Below are 19,106 nucleotides of genomic sequence, written 5' to 3' on the forward strand. Positions count from 1 at the left end.
GCGAAAATCGAAGACCGAAGATCACTGCTTCAGCAGCAGATTGCCGTTTTGAACGGCGAACGAGTTCAGCTTTTGCATGAAACTCATGCCGATCAATGTCGTGCTGAGCGCATTATCCTTTGCTACGACGGCATCGACGTCGCGAACGCGTATCGTGCCGATCTCCAGGCGATCGAGTTTGACGTGGGCGACCCTGGATATGCCGTTCGCCGTCTGGACCTGATAACGATAATCGAGATCGACGCTGCTAAAGCCAAGGCTGCGTGCCGTGCTCTCGTTCATCGCGACATAGGTGGCGCCGGTATCGACCAGCCCGTGAACGGACCGGCCGTTGATCGTGAAATCGCCTTGATAATGGCCGCCGGCATCAGCGCGCAGCATGACACTGCCATAGGAAACCGGAGCGGCTACCTTTTGCGGCGCAAGCGAAGCTGTCTCTACCGGCGCAGGCTGTGCCGCATGCTCCTGATAGCCGTTCACCAATGCAGGCACTTGGGTCGCCGCAGCGGCAATGATTCCAGCAATGACAAGAACACGAACGAGCATCGACAACACCCCTCCTGCGGGCCATGCCATCAATAGCGAATGTTTGCTGAAATGCTGCTAAGGCAATCAGTAAAAAGCCCGGCAGTTGATCAACTACCAGGCTCCCAACAGACTATAATTTCGGTTTTACTTCGTGCCGTACATACGGTCGCCCGCATCGCCGAGGCCAGGCACGATATAGCCGAGTTCATTCAGGTGGCTGTCGATGGCGGCGGTGAAAACCGGGACGTCCGGATGCGCCTTGCGGAAATTGGCTATGCCTTCCGGGGCTGCCAGCAGGCAGAGGAAGCGGATATTGTGCGCACCACGCTCCTTCAGCTTGTCGATCGCGGCAATCGAGGAATTGCCCGTCGCCAGCATCGGGTCGACAACGATGATCAGGCGCTCTGCAACGTCATCAGGCGCCTTGAAGTAGTATTCGACCGGCTGCAGCGTCTCGTGATCGCGATAAACGCCGATATGAGATACGCGGGCCGACGGCACCAGATCCAGCATGCCTTCTAGCAGGCCGTTGCCGGCGCGCAGGATCGAAGCGAAGACCAGCTTCTTGCCTTCGAGGATCGGCGCGTCCATCGGCTGCAGCGGCGTTTCGATCGTCTGGATCGTCAGCTCCAGATCCCGGGTCACTTCGTAACAGAGCAGCGTCGAAATCTCGCGCAGCAGCCGGCGGAAGCTTCCCGTCGACGTGTCCTTCTTGCGCATGATTGTGAGCTTGTGTTGCACAAGCGGGTGATCGATGACAGTGACGCCGTCCATGGTTTCAGCCTTCCAGTAGTTCCGTGATATGAGATGGTTCTTTCACGGAAATCGCCTCTGGTGCAAGAAAATAGGAAAAAAGGCGTTATGTCATCCCCAAGCGTATCCGGTGAACTCGATCTCATTTCCGAATGAGAACATTGCGATGAATTGTGCCATCCGGACCAAATTTCGCAATCTGCGCGAAACAAAAAGCGTTCCAGGCCTCGTCGCTGACCTTTCCCTCAATAGAGGAGGGATTTCGATCAAACCATTCCAGGAAACGTAACATTTCGGAGGCGTAGACAAACCGTAATCGTCGACCTTCGTCGAAATCGTAGACGCTTATTCCGTATTTCGCGAGATAGACGTGTACCTCAGCGGTGAGTTCAAATCCGTTGCATCGGTTTGCCTGGGACACATTAACGTAGTTGCTTGTTACTTGACGATCAGTGCTATTTGGGAAGCTATTGTCACCTGCCGCGATAATTTCATCGAAGTCCATAGTAACCAGACCCTTTGGAATTAACCAACTTGACGCCGCGGTTCCATTTTTCCCGTAGAGACGCAGAGCTTCACTGCAAATATCATTCAATGTCCTGCTCGCAAGTGCCGACATCTTATTCACGTGCTCTCGGTGTAGTTCCGAACTGCTATCTCGGAATTTATTGACAACTCGCGCGGTCGCGGCAGCAAACTCTGGGCCAGGTGTCAGCGATGGGCAAACGGTTAAGTAGGCAGCGGCTGTCATTACCTGATTGCGCTCGGTATCCTCCGCGCTTGCTGCATTGGATAGCGCCAAAAGTATCGCGAACAGAGCGACTATCACTCTTAACATGCTTAAAGCCTCAAATACAACCAAAGCGTGAATAAAAGTCAAATAGACTACTTTTTCAAGAGGGAATTGCCAGATCAACGCGCACTAAGCGATTTTATTGTACTATCGCAACAATTAAGGCCTCTCCAAGGATCGCGTTAGCCATCACATCTTGTCCAGCAATGCCGCCCGTGTCGCTTCGTCGGCGAACGCCGCCTCGATCGCCGTGCGCGTCATCGCGTTGATCTCGTCGTCGCTAAAGCCGAAAGCCGACGAAGCCAGTTCGTATTCGCGCTTCAGCGAGGTGCGGAAGAACGGCGGATCGTCGGAATTGATCGTCACCCGCACGCCCGCGTCGCGCAGCTTGCGCAGTGGATGCGACTGGAAATCCGGGAAGACCTTGAGCGCAATGTTGGAGCCGGGGCAGACCTCGAGCACGGTGCCGAGATCGGTAAGGCGCTTGACGAGATCCATATCCTCGATGGCGCGCACGCCGTGACCAATACGATCAGGGCGCACCAAGTCCACGGCATCGGCGACGGAAAAGGCGCCGCAGACCTCGCCGGCATGGATGGTGATGCCGAGGCCGGCCTCGCGGGCGATGTCGAAGGCGCGGGCGTAGTCGGCGACGCGACCCATGCGCTCTTCACCGGCCATGTTGAAGCCTGTGATGAGCGGATTGTCGCTCTTGGCGGCATATTCCGCCGCCTTCACCACGCGGTCCGGACCGAAATGGCGCTCGCCCGTCACGATGAGCCTGGCCTCAATGCCGGTCTTTGCCTTTGCGGCACGAATGCCGGCCGAAACACCCGTCATATAGGCGTCGGCGCCGAGGCCGATGCGGTCGCCATGGTCGGGCGAGACGATGAGTTCGCTATAGATCGTGCCGATGCCGGCAAGTTCTTCCAGATAGGTTTCCGTCAGCAGCGCATAATCTTCCTCGGTACGATAGACCTCGGAAACCTTGTCATAGCAGACGAGGAATTCGGCAAAATCCTTCCAGAGGTAGATACCGTCCTTCAGAAACGCGCTGGTATCGACGCCGTACTTCTCGGCCTGTGCCTGCGTGAGCGCCGGCGGTGCCGCGCCCTCCAGATGACAGTGCAGCTCCACTTTCTTCAAATGCGATGTCAAAGGAAACTCCTCCCATGCGGCCCGGCCGCAATGCCCAAATGTTTGGCGACCGTTTCACCGATATCGGCATAGGTCTGCCGGACGCCGATGGAACGGGAACGAATGCCCGGTCCGTAGGCCATGACGGGCACGCGCTCGCGCGTATGATCCGTGCCGCGCCACGTCGGGTCGCACCCATGATCGGCCGTCAGAATGACGAGATCGCCGGCCTTCAGCTTCTTGTTGACCTCGGGCAGGCGCGCGTCGAAAGCTTCGAGCGCTGCGGCATAGCCCGGCACGTCGCGGCGGTGGCCATAGACCATGTCGAAATCGACGAAATTGGTGAAGACCAGATCGCCGTCCTCGGCTTCATCCATGGCCTTCAGGGTTGCATCCATCAACGCCATGTTGCCATTGGCCTTGATGACCCTAGAAACGCCCTGATGGGCAAAGATATCGCCGATCTTGCCGACGGCATGAACCTTGCGCTCCGCCTTGACCAGCCGATCGAGCAGCGTCGGTTCCGGCGGCAGCACGGAGAAATCGCGGCGATTGCCGGTCCGCTCGAAGGTTGCCACGGTCTCGCCGACGAAGGGGCGGGCGATCACGCGGCCGATATTGTAGGGGTCGAGCAGAGTGCGCGCGATTTTGCAAAGGGCGATCAGCCGATCGAGGCCGAAATGCTGCTCATGTGCTGCGATCTGGAAAACGGAGTCGGACGAGGTGTAGCAGATCGGCTTGCCGCTGCGGATGTGCTCTTCGCCAAACTTTGCAATAATATCCGTGCCCGAGGCATGACAGTTGCCGAGAATACCCGGCAGATCGGCCGCTTCGCAAATGGCCTTCACCAGTTCCGGCGAAAAGGCATCTCCCTCAGTCGGAAAGTAGCCCCAATCGAACGTAACCGGCGTTCCGGCAATCTCCCAATGACCTGATGGCGTGTCCTTGCCGCGGGAAACTTCGCTGGCACAGCCGTAAAGACCGTATAGCCGCTCGGGCTGCGGCATACCTGCAGGGTAGCTGCCCGTCGCCGTCTTGGCGATTTCCAGCAGCCCGAAACCGGACATGTTCGGTAACGACAAAGGCCCCTCGCGCAGACCGTTGCGATCGGCAGCACCGGCCGCACAAAATTCGGCGATATGGCCGAGCGTGTCGGCACCTTCATCACCATAGCTTGCCGCATCCGGGCCGCCGCCGACACCAAATGAGTCCAGAACGAAAAGAAAGGCGCGCGCCATAAACCACCCGATAAAGTTCATTGCACCCGGCGGCCATGCCGAAAGCCGGGGACGTCACCCATATAACGGAGGCATCGACTTGGCAATTTTCCGTTTTGCCGGCGGTGTGGAGGAGTGAGCTAGGGTTGTCGTCAGCAGTCGCTGCAGCTGATCGAGGTGCCACCGCGCTGGCGGTAATAGTATTGACGGTTGATCGTGATCTGATTGCTGCCGTTCGGCAGGAAATTCGAGCCGAAGCTGATCAGCTGGTAAGGGATCGACAACTCGCTGCGCACCAGAAACGTGCTGGCCTGGTTCATGTTGGCCGGTACCGTGACGGATGAGCCGGCGGTATAGGGTGCCGTGCCGCTCTGTGACCAGGACCATGCGATCGTGGCCTTGCCGGTGGAGTCAACGTTGATGCCGGTGAGTTTCAAGGTCAGGCCGCTTGTCGTGTAGGGTGCAAAGATGGCGCCCGCCACTGAAGGCATCGTCGCAAGCACGGCTTTGCTGACGGCTGTCTGTTGCGAAACGATATCGGCAATCGATCCCGCCGAACGGCTGGCGCGTTTGGAGACGCTGAGGCCCACCGTAAGCTGGAATGCACCAAGGTAAAGCAGGAGTAGGACCGGAAACAGAATGGCGAATTCGATCGCGCCGACACCGCGTTCGTCGCGCGCGAAGCGCCGCATGATGCCGAAGCGTCGCTCCTTATTCTCGGTCATGTTTGTTTGCGCGCTCACGGATAATTCTCATTCTGAAAGGCGGCCGTCGCGACGATGAGGTAGACGGATGCCGAGCCGTCGGACGGGCGGACATTGGTGAGGTAAGGGCGCATCAGATCCGTAATCACCTGCCAGCGGTAGTAGGCGCGCACCATATTCAAGGTTTTGGCGCCACCGGGGGCAAACGCGAAACCCGTGGTGTTGAGGTCGGAATAGGGATCGGTCGTGGATTTGCGGGGGACCGTCGTCGGCATGGACGCGAAGCTCAGATAGGTCTCGACATCCAGATAGAGGTTCGCCGGTGTCGCCACCTCCGTCGACGAACAGGTTATCAGCACGGAGATCTCATTGCAGAATGCCTGCCGGAATTGCTGCTGGGAGGTATTCAGGGCCGTGATCTGGCCGGTTCTGATCTGGCGTGACAGCGTATCCACGGCATTGGACACGACCTGTTCGGCCGTGAAGGCGACGAATGTTTCGATAATGGCAAAGACGATCAGGAAATAGGGGATGGCAAGCAAGGCAAATTCGATAGCGGCGCTGCCATCCTGGGAGCGCACGAACCCAAGCAGCCGCTTGCGGACAGGCTGCCGCTCAGCGCTTTTGCTATCCAAGATATCGTTGTCCTGTATCATTGCGCATCCGCGTAGATTTACATGCGAATGAACGTAGAGATGCTTCCTTGATAATCCGTTTCTCTTCTCTCTTCATATTTAGAGGAAGCAAAGATTATTAAGAGAACGCAATGCTTATGTAGAACTATCGAATATTTGCAAAATACATGTGGTTTACGGGCTGGCCGATGCGGCAGAACTATTCTGCTGGGCGTGCTGCTCGCAGTTGGGCGTGCATGACAGGACGGCGCGATCCGTCTGGCGGAAAACGCGAACCGTATTGCCCTCATCGATCGAAACCAGCACCTGTTCATCGACAATCGCGTTGCCGTCGGCGTCGAGCAGGATGATATTGGTTGTTCCGAAGGCGCGACCTGTGAGAACGATGGTCTTCGGATCAGCAACGGTCGCGTCGGCGACCTGCGAATTGCCCACGATGACTTTGCTCACCGGTCGGTCAAGCTTCAGAACGCGTGCGTGATCCATATAGACGCGCAACAGATTCTCGCCACTGGCGTGCGAAAACTGGGGCACCATCCCGGCCAGGGCAACGATTCCAGCAAGAAGTGCGATTCTGCCGCCGATTGGCATGGTGAGGCCTCTTGAAGCACATGTCGAAAATATCTGCGGGATAGAATGAGAAAGAATGGTGAATGAACGATTAAGGCAAGCTTTGGTAGGACGATTATGGTGCAAATGTCCCGTTAAAGGCCTCAATTGTCATTCTCGACGCAGACTATGCGTTACTTTGATGCAAGTCCGATATTATGCTAATATTCGTCAATCTAATAATTTGTTATTGCTTGAAGATTTTCTTTAAAAATGCACGGAAAGACGTATTTGAGATATTAACTATTCTTTTTTGACTTGCCCGTTTTTACTTTATTAACCCACTTCCTTAAAGCGATGGAAACGGCGCCCGGCTACCGTGCAACTCATCCGATCAACGGCAACAGTTGGCGGACGTGCTGTCAACAAAGTTAGTGGAGTCAATTCATGTCCAAGCTTTTTTCGCGTTTCCTGAAGGATGAATCCGGTGCGACCGCAATCGAATACGGCCTCATCGCAGCTCTGATCTCAGTCGCCATCATCGCCGGCGCCGGCACCCTGGGCAACACGCTCAGCTTGACCTTCAATAAGATCTCTACGCAGATGAATACGTCTTCTGCCGGCGTCGGTACGAAGTAACAATTTGTTATTCGCCTATTGTGCGAGCAATCCGCCCTGTAAAAGGGGCGGATTACAGCGTTTATTGAGAATAAGGAGATGTGACTTGCTCGAAGCTGCAGCGTTATTCATCTTTCCGCTTTGCATGTCGATCGCAGCGATCTCCGACCTATTTACAATGACGATTCCAAATCGTGTGTCTTTTGCACTTGCGATCTCGTTCCTGGTGCTTGCGCCGCTCTTGGGCTTATCAGTCACCGTTATCGGCTTACATCTCGCCGGCGCCGCCCTGGTCTTTTTGGCCTGTTTTGCATTTTTTGCCTTGAACGTGATGGGTGGAGGCGATGCGAAACTTCTGGCTGCTGCCGCGCTCTGGTTCGGCTTCGATTCGTCTCTCATCGAATTTCTGATCTACGTTGCAGTCATGGGCGGCTTGGTAACGGTGTTGATCATATTGGTCCGCGCGCAGTCCAACGTAATCATGGCCATTGGTATACCGGTGCCGGCCTCGCTCACGGTCGCGAAGAAAATACCTTACGGAATAGCCATCGCCATCGGCGGAATCCTTGCATTTCCATCCTCGCCGCTCTTGATCGCGGCGACGCATGGCGCAATTTAAACCTTAAAACGACTAGTAGAAGTCAAATCTTTCTATAAGTAATTTCTAATTAACATGAAGTAATTATGGTTAAATAACAATAAATGTAACCGACCGTTAACCATACTTATACCAATTGCTGAGCATTCTGCGGGGCGAAGAATTCTGTTCCCCAAGGAATGACCATGAAACCCGCTCGCATCATGATACTCGCAGTGGCGGCCGTCGCGGCAGGCATGGCTGGTCTGTTGGCCATGCGCCTGTCTGGCCCGCGCGATATCATACCGCAGCAGATTGCACCCGTCGTGCAAAAGGAAGCGACCGTTAGTGTGCTGGTCGCAAGTGCCAACTTGCCTGTTGGCTCACGACTGGACGAAAAATCAATCCATTGGCTGGCATGGCCCGAAAGCGGAATCGTCAAGGGCCTCATCACACAGACGGATCGACCTGACGCGGTGAAAGATCTGAGCAACGCGGTCGTCCGACTGCCGATGTTCGAAGGCGAACCGATCCGGGAAGAAAAGATCGCCGACTCCAGCAGTCGCATCCTTTCCTCGTTGCTGCCTTCGGGCAAGCGCGCCGTCGCCACGGAAATTTCCGTAGCGACCGGCGCCGGCGGCTTCATTCTTCCGAACGACCGAGTCGACGTGATCATGGTCCGCAAGGGCTCCCAGCAGCAAATGTTGACAGAGACGGTGCTGAGCAACGTACGTGTCCTCGCCGTCGATCAGCAGATCGAGGAAAAGCAGGACGGCAGCAAAGCGGTCGTCGGCGCGACCGCGACGCTCGAATTGACGCCCGACCAGACGAAGGTTCTGGCGGTCGCGCATCAGATGGCCGACCGGTTGACACTGGCGCTGCGCTCGGTTGCCGATGCGCAGCAGCCTGACACGACCGCCGCCGACTATCTGTTGTCCGGCGACAATGGCGGCGGCCTCGTCCAGGTCATCAAGTCAGGAAACATCGTCACCGACGGCGCCAGCGGAGCGAAAGCACAATGAGAAGAGGCGGGATCATGTTTACGACCAACAGGAAAGTCAGCTCTTCTCTTGCTGGCATTCTTTCCTTTTCCCTCGCCTTTGCTGGCTTGCCTTTGGCTGACCTTCCTGCATTTCTGCGCACGCCATCGGCATTCGCCGACGGCTCCGACAGCATTGTCACCATTGCCGGCCTCGGCACGAAGCGAACATTGAAGCTCGGTCTCAACAAGGCGATCGTGGTCGATCTGCCGGCTGATGCGCATGATATCCTGGTGTCCGATCCGAAGATGGCCGATGCGGTGACGCGCACGTCGCGCCGCATTTATCTTTTCGGCAAAACGGTCGGCCAGACAAACATCTTCATTTTCGGCTCTGACGGCAGGGAAATCGTCAGTCTCGATCTGCAGATCGAGCGCGACATTACCGGCCTGCAGGCCAATCTCAAGCGCTTCATCACGGATTCCAATATCAATGTCGAGATCGTCTCCGACAACATCGTCCTGACGGGCACCGTGCGCACGCCGCAGGATGCGACGCGGGCAGAACAACTTGCCCAGGCCTTTCTAAAGGGGGGGGAGGCGACGACCCGCACGGAGACTGCCTCCGGCACCGGAGGCGATAGTGCGGTTGCACTCTTTGCCGAAGGCCGCCAGACCTCGCAGATCGTCAACATGCTGCAGATCGAAGGCGAGGATCAGGTCACGCTCAAGGTGACGGTCGCCGAAATCAAGCGGAGCGTGCTCAAGCAGATCGGTTTCGACAATCTGGTCAGCAATTCCTCAGGCCTGACTGTCGCCCAACTCGGCAATATCACGCCTGATGCAGCCGCAGCGGCAGGTGGCGGTGGCCTCGCAAGCCTGTTCAAGACCGCTATCGGCAAATACAATATCAGCACTTACCTCAATGCGCTCGAGCAGGCAGGCGCTGTCCGCACACTTGCGGAACCGACCTTGACGGCGATTTCCGGTCAAGCCGCAACGTTCACCTCCGGTGGACAAACGCTTTATTCAACGACGAACAAGGACGGCACCGTAACCATAACGCCGTTCACCTATGGTATCAGTCTTGCCTTCACGCCGGTCGTCCTGTCTGCCGGCCGCATCAGCCTGCATGTGCAGACACAAGTGTCTAATCCTGTGGGCACTGCGAATACCGCGACCTACAATCAGCGTGCCGCCGATACCTCGGTTGAACTGCCATCAGGCGGCTCGATCGCTCTGGCGGGGCTATTGAGCGATACGATCCAACAGACGACCAATGGAACGCCCGGCGCATCGAAAATTCCGATCCTTGGCGCGCTGTTCCGGCAGAAAAGCTTTCAGCGCGACGAGAGCGAACTCGTGATCATCGCGACGCCTTATCTGGTTCGCCCTGTGGCTCGTAACCAGCTTGCTCGTCCTGACGACAATTTTTCCCCGAGCAACGATATCAGCGGCTTCTTCATGAATCGCGTCAACAAGATCTACGGTCGCAAGGATGGGCCGCCGGTCGCCGACGCCGATTTCCACGGCACCGTCGGCTTCATTTACAAGTGAGGACACGGATCATGGCGCGCCCCTTTTCAACCGGATCAACGAGAGATCACCATATGGCCAGTCTCGACCGCAATGCCCCTCGCAACGGCCGTCCCCGTTTCTCAACCCTGACCATGATCGCACCCGTCCTGATCCTGACGGCTGCAGCCATCAGCGGCTGCGCTGCCTCACAGGATCGGATGACGACGAGCGCCATTAATGACGATTATCGTCAGCGGCATCCGATCGTGCTCATGAACAAGGAGCACAATATTGATATTCCCGTCGCCGCCAGCGATCGCCGCCTGACGATAGGAATGCGCGATACCGTCCGCGGGTTCGTGCAGGACTACCGCGCGCATGCGAGCGGCACGATTGAGATCCTTGCACCGCGCGGATCGGTGAATTCCGCCGCGGCATCGGCTTTACGCCAGCAGATCAGAAGAGAGCTAGTCGCAAACGGCATCCGCTCCGGCGTCATCGCCGAAAGCTCCTATGCAGCCGGCGACTATGGCGACGCGGCACCGATACGTCTGCGTTTCGCCGCTACGACGGCAACCACGAATACTTGCGGCCAATGGCCTGAAGACCTCTCCGACAACGCCTTCGACAACCAGAATTATTACAATTTCGGTTGCGCTTCCCAGAGTAATCTTGCGGCACAGGTCGCAAATCCGACGGATCTTGTGGCGCCGCGCGCGGTCTCGCCGATTGATACCGATCAGCGTGCGAAAGTGATCAATGACTATCGCACCGGCTCTGTTGCGACGAGCACGGCCACGCTAGGCGGCTTCAGCGGTACCGGTGGCCAGTGAGACACAGAGCAATTTGCCGGCGAAACAGGATGAAACCATGAACGCCATCGAATACGACATCGCTTCGGATGACGCCGAGATCGAGGAAGCCCCGCGTTCGGGCAATCTCGAAAATCTGCGCCCGTTGCCGCGAATTTCGGTCCATGCCTTTTGCGAAAGCGAGCAGTTGCAGCGCGTGATGGACCAATGCGCCCATGATCGGCGCATGTCCAAGGTCAGTCTGCGGATCACCAGCGGCAGCACTGCGGCAGCCGCCAACATGTTCAGTTCGACGCCCACACCGAACCTAATCATCCTCGAAACGCGCGCCAATCCGCGCAATCTCCTTGCGGAGCTTGCACCGCTCGCGGCCGTCTGCGATCCCACTACCAAGGTCATCATTGTCGGCTATCACAATGATATCGGTCTCTATCGCGAGCTCATCCGCAACGGTATTTCCGAATATATCGTCCAGCCGATGGATATGGCCGATCTGATGACGGCCATGGCGTCGATTTTCGTCGATCCGGATGCCGAGCCGCTCGGAAAAAGCGTGGCATTCATCGGCGCCAAGGGCGGCGTCGGCGCATCCACCATCGCACATAACTGCGCCTTTGGCATTTCAAGCCTGTTCTCCACCGAAACCATTCTCGCCGACCTCGATCTGCCCTATGGCACCGCCAATATCGATTTCGATCAGGACCCGGCCCAGGGCATTGCCGAGGCGGTCTTTGCGCCCGAGCGCCTGGACGAAGTCTTTCTCGACCGCCTGCTGACCAAATGCTCGCAGCATCTGTCTCTGCTGGCCGCACCTTCGATGCTCGATCGTGCCTACGATTTCGACGCTCAGGCATTCCTGCCGGTTCTGGACGTCCTGCAACGCAGTGCCCCGGTCACGGTTCTCGATGTTCCGCATCTCTGGACGGAATGGTCTCGCTCCGTGCTTGGAGCTGCCGACGAGGTGGTCATCTGTGCCGCGCCGGATCTCGCCAATCTGCGCAATGCCAAGAACCTGCTCGATGCGCTGCGCAAGCTGCGCCCGAACGACAAGGCGCCGCATCTGGTCCTCAACCAGGTTGGCATGCCGAAACGCCCCGAAATCAATCCGTCGGAATTCTGCGCACCGCTGGAGATCGATCCGATCGCCATCATCCCCTTCGATATCAATCTGTTCGGCAACGCCGCCAACAGCGGTCAGATGATTTCGGAAACGGATCCGAAGTCGCCGGTTGCCGAGATCTTCTCGCAGATATCGCATGTCGTGACGGGGCGCGCCGCGTTGAAGAAGACGAGGAAGGGCGGCCTGCTGGGCCTCCTGAAGCGGAAGTAATCATCTGATTTCGCATGATCTCCGGAAAAGACTTTCGCGGGAGCATCATGCTGCAGCAGTAGAATTGGAACGGAAGCATGTTTGGCAAGCGCGGAAATGAAGGTCCTGCAAAGAGCGGTGGTTTAGCACCTCCGCCGGCGCGAGCACCCGTTGCCGCCGCCAGCGCACCCGCTGCGGCGGCTGCGCCCGCCGTGATTATCGAGCCGTCGCGCGACCAGTCGCAGCCGCGACAGCAGATGGTCCCACCGCCGATGCAGACGCCCAGCCGTCGCCGCGCGGTGCGCACCGAGGAATATTACGACACCAAATCGCAGGTCTTCTCGGCGCTGATCGACACGATCGATCTGTCGCAGCTCTCCAAGCTCGGCAATGAGGCCGCGCGCGAGGAAATCCGCGATATCGTCAATGATATCATCACCATCAAGAACTTCGCGATGTCGATTTCCGAGCAGGAAGAGCTGCTCGAGGATATCTGCAACGACGTCCTTGGCTATGGTCCGCTGGAACCGCTTCTCGCACGGGACGATATTGCCGACATCATGGTCAACGGCGCGGGCCAGACCTTCATCGAAGTCGGCGGGAAGACGATGGAATCGGAAGTCCGCTTCCGCGACAATGCGCAGCTTCTCTCCATCTGCCAGCGCATCGTCAGCCAGGTCGGCCGACGCGTCGACGAATCAAGCCCGATCTGTGACGCACGTCTGCCCGACGGTTCGCGCGTCAACGTCATCGCACCGCCGCTGTCGATCGACGGCCCGGCACTGACCATTCGTAAATTCAAGAAGGACAAGCTGACGCTCGATCAGCTCGTCCGCTTCGGTGCCATCACGCCGGAGGGCGCCACGCTGCTGCAGATCATCGGCCGCGTGCGTTGCAATGTCGTCATTTCAGGCGGTACCGGTTCGGGCAAGACCACGCTTCTGAACTGCCTGACGAACTATATCGATCGCGACGAGCGCGTCATCACCTGCGAAGACACCGCCGAACTGCAGCTTCAGCAGCCGCATGTCGTGCGCCTCGAAACGCGCCCGCCGAACATCGAAGGCGAGGGCGAAATCACCATGCGCGATCTCGTCAAGAACTGCCTGCGTATGCGCCCCGAACGCATCATCGTCGGCGAAGTGCGCGGCCCCGAAGTCTTCGACCTCTTGCAGGCGATGAACACGGGCCATGACGGTTCCATGGGCACGATCCACGCCAATACCCCGCGCGAGTGCCTCAGCCGTATCGAATCCATGATCGCCATGGGCGGCTTCAGCCTGCCCGCCAAGACCGTGCGCGAGATCGTTTCCGGCTCCATCGACGTCATCATCCAGGCCGCGCGTCTGCGCGACGGTTCTCGCCGTATCACCCAGATCACCGAGGTGATCGGCATGGAAGGCGATGTGATCATCACGCAGGATCTGATGCGCTACGAAATCGAAGGCGAGGATGCGAGCGGTCGACTGATCGGCCGGCATGTCTCCACCGGCATCGGCAAGCCGCATTTCTGGGATCGCGCCCGTTACTACAACGAGGAAAGACGCCTTGCCGCGGCCCTCGATGAGATGGAAAAGAAGGCGCAATAGGATTTCCCATGTTCGGTGTCGATCCAACGGTCCTCTTGATTGTTCTGCTCTCGGCCGTATCGGCCGGAGCGATCTGCTATGGCGTGCTCTATTCGCGGATCGAGTCGCAGAAGAAGGCCGAGGGTCGGGTCAACCGCGTCAAACAGGCCGAAACCGATCGTGTAAAGGTCAAGGCGGCGCGCGACCGCGTGCAGGAAATGTCCAAGCGCCGCAAGTCGGTGCAGGACTCGCTCAAGGACCTCGAGAAACGGCAGTCGGAGAGCAACAAGAAGAAGCAGTCCTTGAAGGCGCGTCTGGCGCAGGCCGGCCTGTCGTTGACGCCCTCCCGTTTTTATCTTTTCAGCGTGCTGTTCGGCCTGTTCGTCATGCTGGTCATGTTTATTGTCGGTGCGCCGATTCTCGTCGTGCTCGGCCTGCCGTTTGCCGCGATGTTCGGCCTCCCGCGCTGGGTCGTTGGCTTTCTCATCACGCGTCGGCAGAATAAGTTTCTCGACGAGTTTCCCAACGCGCTTGATCTCATCACGCGCTCGCTGCGTTCCGGCCTTCCGCTCAACGACGCCATTCGGCTCGTCGCCTCCGAGGCGCGCGAACCGGTAAAAAGCGAATTCCGGCGTGTCGTCGAGGCGCAGCAGGTGGGCCTCAGCATCTCGGATGCCTGCGGGCGCATGAGCCTTCACATGCCGCTGCAGGAAGTGAACTTCTTCGCGATCGTCATTGCCATTCAGGCTCAGGCCGGCGGCAACCTTTCGGAAGCTCTCGGCAATCTGTCGCGTGTCCTGCGTGAGCGCAAGAAAATGAAGGCGAAGGTCAAGGCCTTGTCGATGGAAGCCAAGGCGTCCGCCGTCATCATCGGCGCTCTGCCCTTCATCGTCATGCTGCTCGTTTATCTGACGTCCCCGCAATACATGCTGGTGCTGTTCACGGATCCACGCGGTCACCTGATCATGCTGGTTGCCGGCATATGGATGGCCTTCGGCGTCTACATCATGCGCAACATGGTCAATTTCGAGATCTGAGCGGAGGGAGCCGCGTAGCCCATGTCCGATATAGCCGCCACCCTGACCGATCCGAGCACGATTCTCGCCGTTGTCGTTGCGATCGCGGTATTCGCCACCTTCTATACGATCGCCATGCCGCTGCTTGAACGCGGCGATCTCGACAAGCGCATGAAGGCCGTGTCGACCGAGCGCGAGCAGATCCGCGCCCGCGAACGCGCCAGGCTGAACGCAGACGGCGGCAAGGCGACGCTGCGCAGCCAGAACAATCGCAACGCCAGTCAGATCGTCGAGCGATTCAACCTGCGCAACGCCCTTGTCGATGCGAACACCGTCAACCGCTTGCGCGCTGCAGGCCTGCGGTCCGAAAACGCGCTGAACATGTTTCTGGTGGCCCGGTTTTTGCTGCCGTTCCTGTTTCTGGCCTTTGCCGTCGTCATGGTTTTCGTTCTTGGCTGGTTTGCCGCCAAGCCGCTGCCAATCCGCCTGCTTGGAGTGATCGTCACAGCCTATATCGGCTTCTACACGCCGAATATCTATATCTCCAACAAGATCACCAAGCGTCAGAAATCGATCAAGCGCGCCTGGCCGGATGCACTCGACCTTATGCTTATCTGTGTGGAATCCGGCATCTCGATCGAAGCCGGCATGCGCCGTGTTGCGGACGAAATGGCGGAGCAATCGCCTCCACTGGCCGAGGAAATGGTGTTGACCACGGCTGAGTTGTCGTTCCTCCAGGATCGCCGTACCGCCTTCGACAATCTTGCCGCCCGCACGCAGATCGAGATCGTCAAATCGGTGACGCAAGCGCTGATCCAGGCCGAGCGCTACGGTACGCCACTGTCGCAGGCGCTGCGTGTCATGGCTCAGGAAGGTCGCGACGAGCGCATGAACGAGGCGGAAAAGAAGGCGGCCGCCTTGCCGCCGAAGTTGACGGTTCCGATGATCGTCTTCTTCCTGCCTGTGCTCATGGCCGTCATTCTAGGGCCGGCCATCATCAAGGCGATGGATAAGTTCTAGAGCAATTCCAGGAAAAATGCGCAGCGGTCTTCCATCCGGAATTGCGCAAAAACAAAGAGATAGAGCGGTTCAGTGATTCCGTGAAAAGCTGAACCGCTCTAGTCGGACCAGCTTGCTCGCCTGGGAAGGCGTGGTAATCTTCGAACAATATCGTCCCTGCCGCAAAGCGCATGCTCGTTCGTCAGCCCCGGAAGAGCCAATGCCATCCGGCGGGACGGATCTGCAGCCATATCCGGAGGTGCCGCATGTCATCTATGGCCGTATTTTTCAGTGTCATCGCCGCAGTCCTGATCGGGGCCGTCAGCCCCGGACCGAGCTTCGTGCTTGTCTCCCGCATCGCCGTCTCCCGCTCCCGCAAGGCCGGTTTGGCGGCAGCGTTGGGCATGGGAACAGGCAGCGTGATTTTCGCGACACTGGCTCTGTTCGGTCTGAGCGCGCTGCTGATGAAGGTCGAGTGGCTCTATATCGCGCTGCGGGTCGCCGGTGGCCTCTACCTGATTTATGTCGGCATCCGCATCTGGCGGCATGCGCCGGACGATCTGCCGATCGATGCTCCGGCAACGCCGGCTGCCGGCGGTATCGCCCGTAACTTTTTCTTTGCGCTGGGAACGCAACTCAGCAATCCGAAGACGGCTATTTTCTACGGCAGTATCTTTGCCGCACTTCTTCCCGCCGCCCCGGCGCCGTGGCTGTTGCTGACGGTGCCGCCAGCCGTTTTCCTGGTCGAAGTGGGTTGCTACGCGGTGGTAACGTTGGCTTTTTCCTCCAATCGGCCACGCGCGCTTTATGTCGGATCGAAACTCTGGATCGATAGGGTCGCAGGCGCGGTGATCGGTGCACTTGGCGCGCGATTGGTGGCTGAAGGCTTGCCGCGTCACATCTGGCGTTGATGGCCCGCGGCAGGGTGACTGCGCAGGAGAAACCCGCCGATCTCTGTTAAAAGCTCTATTGGATGGCTTTTTTGGTGTCGCTGCCGGCGGCAAGCTTCTGCCAGGAGTTCTGCTGCGCCAGCATGCCGCGCAGATAGGCAACGTTGGCGTTAGCCTGCTGCGGTGTCAGCTCCTGGCGGGCGATCTGTTCCGCCTCGGCAAAGCGGCCCTGCAAGCCGACGACAAGCGCCAGATTCTGACGAACGCGGCTGTCGGTGCCGGGCTGCGCGATGGCCGAGCGAAGGTAGGTTTCGGCATTCTTGAGATCGCCGGTCAGCACGTAGGACATGCCGAGATTGGAAAGGATCGTCGGCTCATTCGGAGCCAGAACCAGCGCGTCGCGATATTTGGCGCGGGCATCTGTGGAGCGGCCGAGCTGGTCGAGGATGGCCCCTTGCGCGGAAGCCAGCCGCCAATCGGGGCGATCCGGTGTCTGGGCACGGTCGATGGTCGAAAGCGCCTCTTCGAGCTGGCCCGCCGCCGCCTGCGACTTGCCATAGGCAGCCAGCACGCCTCGGTCGGTCGGATTGGCGATCGCGACCTGCTGCATGACGGCAAGCGCCTGATCGTTACGGCCGCTCATGCGCAAGGCGTTGGCATAGTTGACGCCGGCATCGCGATCCTTGGGATTCGCGTCATAGGCCTTGCCATAGGTGGCGGTTGCCTGTGCGAGATCGGTGCTGTTCATCGTGTCGAGAGGTCGCGATGCCTTGGGGATCGAACCAGTCGTCATCTTGTCTTTTGCGGTTGTTGTGCAGCTTGCAAGCGCGATGGCCAGAAGTGCTGCGGAAGCGCCGCGAAAGAGGAAGGTTTTCAATGATGACGTGGTGAAGACCGCCGGCATTTCGCTTATCCCTGAATTCCTTGGATCTTGCGCCCGGCCTAGAATCGGAACAGGGAAAGGTTCGACGCAATGTTCGCTCCAGCAATAATCTGTTAACCCTAACAGACGGTTAACTCTCGATTCCCTGAAGTCATCGTCAAAGGATTGTTATGGCCCCCTATCAGTTCATCGAGCGCGCGACGCCCTTCAATTCGAAGGGTGGCGCAACGCTGCCGATCTTTGCCGTTACGCCGGCGCATATAGAAACCGGCACCATCGATCCCATCGCGCTCGATTGGGCCAGCAAGGCCGGCTACAAGGCCGAAAGCGGCTCTCTGTTGCTGATCCCGACGGCCGATGGACACCTCGGCGGCGCATTGTTCGGTCTAGGCTCCAATCCTTCCGAACAGCCTTTCCTGACGGGCCGGCTTGCGCGCAGCCTGCCGGCGGGCGAGTGGCACATCGAGACCGCACCCCTGACGGCAAACCGTCTTTCGCTTGGCTTCGGTCTGGGCAGCTACCGTTTCGAGCGTTACAAGTCCGAGAAGGCGACGGCGCCGACGCTGATGATCCCGCGCGATGCAGATGCCGCCGACATCAAGCGTCAGCTTGCCGGCGTCTTTCTGGCGCGCGACCTCATCAACACACCGACCAACGATATGGGCCCCGAACAGCTCGAAGCCGCCTTCCGGGCACTGGCCGAACACTATAAGGCGGAGATGTCCGTCATCATCGGCGATGATCTTCTGAAGGAAAACTTCCCGCTGGTTCACACGGTTGGACGCGCCAGCGCCGATGCGCCGCGCCTTCTCGAAATGCGTTGGGGCAAGAAGGGCCATCGCCGTATCACGCTGGTCGGCAAGGGTGTCTGCTTCGACACCGGCGGTCTCGACATCAAGCCGGCCTCCTCGATGCTGCTGATGAAGAAAGACATGGGCGGCGCGGCCAACGTCATGGGCCTGGCGCTGATGATCATGGACGCCAAGCTCAAGGTTGACCTGCGCGTCATCATTCCCGTCGTCGAGAACTCGATTTCGGCCAACGCCTTCCGTCCCGGCGATATCTACAAGAGCCGCAAGGGCTTGACCGTTCAGATCGACAACACCGACGCCGAGGGCCGGCTGATCCTCGCCGATGCGCTTGCCTATGCCGATGAGGATGCGCCGGATTTGATGATCGACATGGCAACGCTGACGGGTGCTGCCCGCGTCGCGCTCGGCCCCGATCTGCCGCCCTTCTTCACCGACGACAACGATCTCGCCCGCGACCTCACCGAAGCGAGCCTGGAGACGGACGACCCGCTGTGGCGCATGCCGCTCTACATGGGCTATGACAAGGATATCCGCACGAAATTCGCCGATATCACCAATGCCCCGTCCGGCGGCATGGCAGGCTCCATCACGGCGGCCCTGTTCCTCAAGCGCTTCGTGACGAAAACGCCGAGCTGGGCGCATTTCGATATCTACGGCTGGGCGCAGAGCGAGCGGCCGCATTCGCCAGGTGGCGGAGAGGCACAGGCAATCCGCGCGCTCTATCATCACATTCGACAGAGCGTACGCTAAGCTCCGGCCCTGGTCGAAGCAGGGAATATCACGGCCCTTCGTTGCCTTGTCGACGAAGG

General features: G+C 58.5%; 20 protein-coding genes. 11 read left to right on the plus strand and 9 right to left on the minus strand.

Annotated elements, in window-relative coordinates; translation table 11 throughout:
• Positions 1-21: 21 nt before the first annotated feature.
• From HGP17_RS17125 to HGP17_RS17160, 8 genes are all read right to left on the minus strand, one after another.
• Entirely contained in the window at positions 22-546 is a 525-nt protein-coding gene (locus HGP17_RS17125) for a TIGR02281 family clan AA aspartic protease (RefSeq protein ID WP_168811081.1), read from the minus strand.
• Between the two features lie 126 nt (positions 547-672).
• Complete coding sequence (upp, locus tag HGP17_RS17130; protein ID WP_168811083.1) at positions 673-1,302, minus strand: uracil phosphoribosyltransferase; 630 nt, start codon at positions 1,300-1,302, stop codon at positions 673-675.
• Between the two features lie 121 nt (positions 1,303-1,423).
• Entirely contained in the window at positions 1,424-2,197 is a 774-nt protein-coding gene (locus tag HGP17_RS17135) for a hypothetical protein (protein WP_168811085.1), read from the minus strand.
• Positions 2,198-2,263: 66 nt separating this feature from the next.
• Positions 2,264-3,232, minus strand: a complete 969-nt coding sequence (locus HGP17_RS17140; protein WP_168811087.1) for an adenosine deaminase — start codon at positions 3,230-3,232, stop codon at positions 2,264-2,266.
• Entirely contained in the window at positions 3,229-4,449 is a 1,221-nt protein-coding gene (locus HGP17_RS17145) for a phosphopentomutase (RefSeq protein ID WP_168811089.1), read from the minus strand. The genes HGP17_RS17140 and HGP17_RS17145 overlap by 4 nt, the downstream gene beginning before the upstream one ends.
• Positions 4,450-4,580: 131 nt before the next feature.
• Complete coding sequence (locus HGP17_RS17150) at positions 4,581-5,153, minus strand: TadE/TadG family type IV pilus assembly protein (RefSeq protein ID WP_168811091.1); 573 nt, start codon at positions 5,151-5,153, stop codon at positions 4,581-4,583.
• A 14-nt stretch (positions 5,154-5,167) separates the two neighbouring features.
• The gene (locus HGP17_RS17155; protein ID WP_168811093.1) at positions 5,168-5,788 is read right to left on the minus strand and encodes a TadE/TadG family type IV pilus assembly protein; all 621 of its coding nucleotides are present in this window, start codon (positions 5,786-5,788) and stop codon (positions 5,168-5,170) included.
• 153 nt (positions 5,789-5,941) lie between these two features.
• Positions 5,942-6,358, minus strand: a complete 417-nt coding sequence (locus tag HGP17_RS17160; protein WP_168811095.1) for a pilus assembly protein N-terminal domain-containing protein — start codon at positions 6,356-6,358, stop codon at positions 5,942-5,944.
• A 405-nt stretch (positions 6,359-6,763) separates the two neighbouring features.
• Between HGP17_RS17160 and HGP17_RS17165 the strand changes: the two genes are divergently transcribed.
• The 10 genes from HGP17_RS17165 (at position 6,764) to HGP17_RS17210 (ending at position 16,623) form a co-directional block, all read left to right on the plus strand.
• Positions 6,764-6,955, plus strand: coding sequence for a Flp family type IVb pilin (locus tag HGP17_RS17165; protein ID WP_168811097.1), 192 nt, complete (start codon positions 6,764-6,766; stop codon positions 6,953-6,955).
• Between the two features lie 85 nt (positions 6,956-7,040).
• Positions 7,041-7,553 carry a prepilin peptidase gene (locus tag HGP17_RS17170; RefSeq protein WP_168811099.1) on the plus strand — a complete coding sequence of 171 codons (513 nt, stop codon included), beginning with the start codon at positions 7,041-7,043 and terminating at the stop codon, positions 7,551-7,553.
• 164 nt (positions 7,554-7,717) lie between these two features.
• On the plus strand, positions 7,718-8,533 hold the full coding sequence (gene cpaB / locus HGP17_RS17175) for a Flp pilus assembly protein CpaB (RefSeq protein ID WP_168811101.1): 816 nt from the start codon (positions 7,718-7,720) through the stop codon (positions 8,531-8,533).
• Positions 8,534-8,547: 14 nt separating this feature from the next.
• Positions 8,548-10,047 (plus strand): type II and III secretion system protein family protein, encoded by a 1,500-nt coding sequence (locus HGP17_RS17180; protein WP_168811103.1) that lies wholly within the window; start codon positions 8,548-8,550, stop codon positions 10,045-10,047.
• 53 nt (positions 10,048-10,100) lie between these two features.
• Positions 10,101-10,841, plus strand: a complete 741-nt coding sequence (locus HGP17_RS17185; protein ID WP_168811105.1) for a CpaD family pilus assembly lipoprotein — start codon at positions 10,101-10,103, stop codon at positions 10,839-10,841.
• 37 nt (positions 10,842-10,878) lie between these two features.
• Positions 10,879-12,150 (plus strand): CpaE family protein, encoded by a 1,272-nt coding sequence (locus tag HGP17_RS17190; RefSeq protein ID WP_168811107.1) that lies wholly within the window; start codon positions 10,879-10,881, stop codon positions 12,148-12,150.
• Positions 12,151-12,227: 77 nt separating this feature from the next.
• Positions 12,228-13,718, plus strand: coding sequence for a CpaF family protein (locus HGP17_RS17195; RefSeq protein ID WP_168811109.1), 1,491 nt, complete (start codon positions 12,228-12,230; stop codon positions 13,716-13,718).
• Between the two features lie 8 nt (positions 13,719-13,726).
• Positions 13,727-14,734, plus strand: a complete 1,008-nt coding sequence (locus tag HGP17_RS17200; protein WP_168811111.1) for a type II secretion system F family protein — start codon at positions 13,727-13,729, stop codon at positions 14,732-14,734.
• A 21-nt stretch (positions 14,735-14,755) separates the two neighbouring features.
• A complete protein-coding gene (locus HGP17_RS17205) occupies positions 14,756-15,733 on the plus strand; it encodes a type II secretion system F family protein (protein ID WP_168811114.1) in 978 nt (325 codons plus the stop codon).
• A 245-nt stretch (positions 15,734-15,978) separates the two neighbouring features.
• Positions 15,979-16,623: a LysE family transporter gene (locus tag HGP17_RS17210; RefSeq protein WP_168811116.1), complete on the plus strand. Its 645-nt coding sequence runs from the start codon at positions 15,979-15,981 to the stop codon at positions 16,621-16,623.
• Positions 16,624-16,678: 55 nt separating this feature from the next.
• Here the strand turns inward: HGP17_RS17210 and HGP17_RS17215 are convergent, their stop codons facing one another.
• Positions 16,679-17,506: a tetratricopeptide repeat protein gene (locus HGP17_RS17215; protein ID WP_168811118.1), complete on the minus strand. Its 828-nt coding sequence runs from the start codon at positions 17,504-17,506 to the stop codon at positions 16,679-16,681.
• Between the two features lie 149 nt (positions 17,507-17,655).
• On the opposite strand from HGP17_RS17215, the gene HGP17_RS17220 reads away from it, so the two are divergent.
• Positions 17,656-19,047, plus strand: coding sequence for a M17 family metallopeptidase (locus tag HGP17_RS17220; protein ID WP_168811120.1), 1,392 nt, complete (start codon positions 17,656-17,658; stop codon positions 19,045-19,047).
• The last annotated feature ends 59 nt before the right edge of the window (positions 19,048-19,106 follow it).

The sequence above is a fragment of the Rhizobium sp. P38BS-XIX genome (assembly GCF_012641435.1).
Classification (GTDB): Bacteria; Pseudomonadota; Alphaproteobacteria; order Rhizobiales; family Rhizobiaceae; genus Rhizobium.

Excerpts from the sequence above, each read along its gene's own strand:
- HGP17_RS17125 (WP_168811081.1), bottom strand. The coding sequence starts at position 546 with ATGCTCGTTCGTGTTCTTGTCATTGCTGGAATCATTGCCGCTGCGGCG.
- upp (WP_168811083.1), bottom strand. The coding sequence starts at position 1,302 with ATGGACGGCGTCACTGTCATCGATCACCCGCTTGTGCAACACAAGCTC.
- HGP17_RS17145 (WP_168811089.1), bottom strand. The coding sequence starts at position 4,449 with ATGGCGCGCGCCTTTCTTTTCGTTCTGGACTCATTTGGTGTCGGCGGC.
- HGP17_RS17150 (WP_168811091.1), bottom strand. The coding sequence starts at position 5,153 with ATGACCGAGAATAAGGAGCGACGCTTCGGCATCATGCGGCGCTTCGCG.
- HGP17_RS17155 (WP_168811093.1), bottom strand. The coding sequence starts at position 5,788 with ATGATACAGGACAACGATATCTTGGATAGCAAAAGCGCTGAGCGGCAG.
- HGP17_RS17160 (WP_168811095.1), bottom strand. The coding sequence starts at position 6,358 with ATGCCAATCGGCGGCAGAATCGCACTTCTTGCTGGAATCGTTGCCCTG.
- HGP17_RS17165 (WP_168811097.1), top strand. The coding sequence starts at position 6,764 with ATGTCCAAGCTTTTTTCGCGTTTCCTGAAGGATGAATCCGGTGCGACC.
- cpaB (WP_168811101.1), top strand. The coding sequence starts at position 7,718 with ATGAAACCCGCTCGCATCATGATACTCGCAGTGGCGGCCGTCGCGGCA.
- HGP17_RS17180 (WP_168811103.1), top strand. The coding sequence starts at position 8,548 with ATGTTTACGACCAACAGGAAAGTCAGCTCTTCTCTTGCTGGCATTCTT.
- HGP17_RS17185 (WP_168811105.1), top strand. The coding sequence starts at position 10,101 with ATGGCCAGTCTCGACCGCAATGCCCCTCGCAACGGCCGTCCCCGTTTC.
- HGP17_RS17190 (WP_168811107.1), top strand. The coding sequence starts at position 10,879 with ATGAACGCCATCGAATACGACATCGCTTCGGATGACGCCGAGATCGAG.
- HGP17_RS17195 (WP_168811109.1), top strand. The coding sequence starts at position 12,228 with ATGTTTGGCAAGCGCGGAAATGAAGGTCCTGCAAAGAGCGGTGGTTTA.
- HGP17_RS17200 (WP_168811111.1), top strand. The coding sequence starts at position 13,727 with ATGTTCGGTGTCGATCCAACGGTCCTCTTGATTGTTCTGCTCTCGGCC.
- HGP17_RS17205 (WP_168811114.1), top strand. The coding sequence starts at position 14,756 with ATGTCCGATATAGCCGCCACCCTGACCGATCCGAGCACGATTCTCGCC.
- HGP17_RS17210 (WP_168811116.1), top strand. The coding sequence starts at position 15,979 with ATGTCATCTATGGCCGTATTTTTCAGTGTCATCGCCGCAGTCCTGATC.
- HGP17_RS17215 (WP_168811118.1), bottom strand. The coding sequence starts at position 17,506 with ATGCCGGCGGTCTTCACCACGTCATCATTGAAAACCTTCCTCTTTCGC.
- HGP17_RS17220 (WP_168811120.1), top strand. The coding sequence starts at position 17,656 with ATGGCCCCCTATCAGTTCATCGAGCGCGCGACGCCCTTCAATTCGAAG.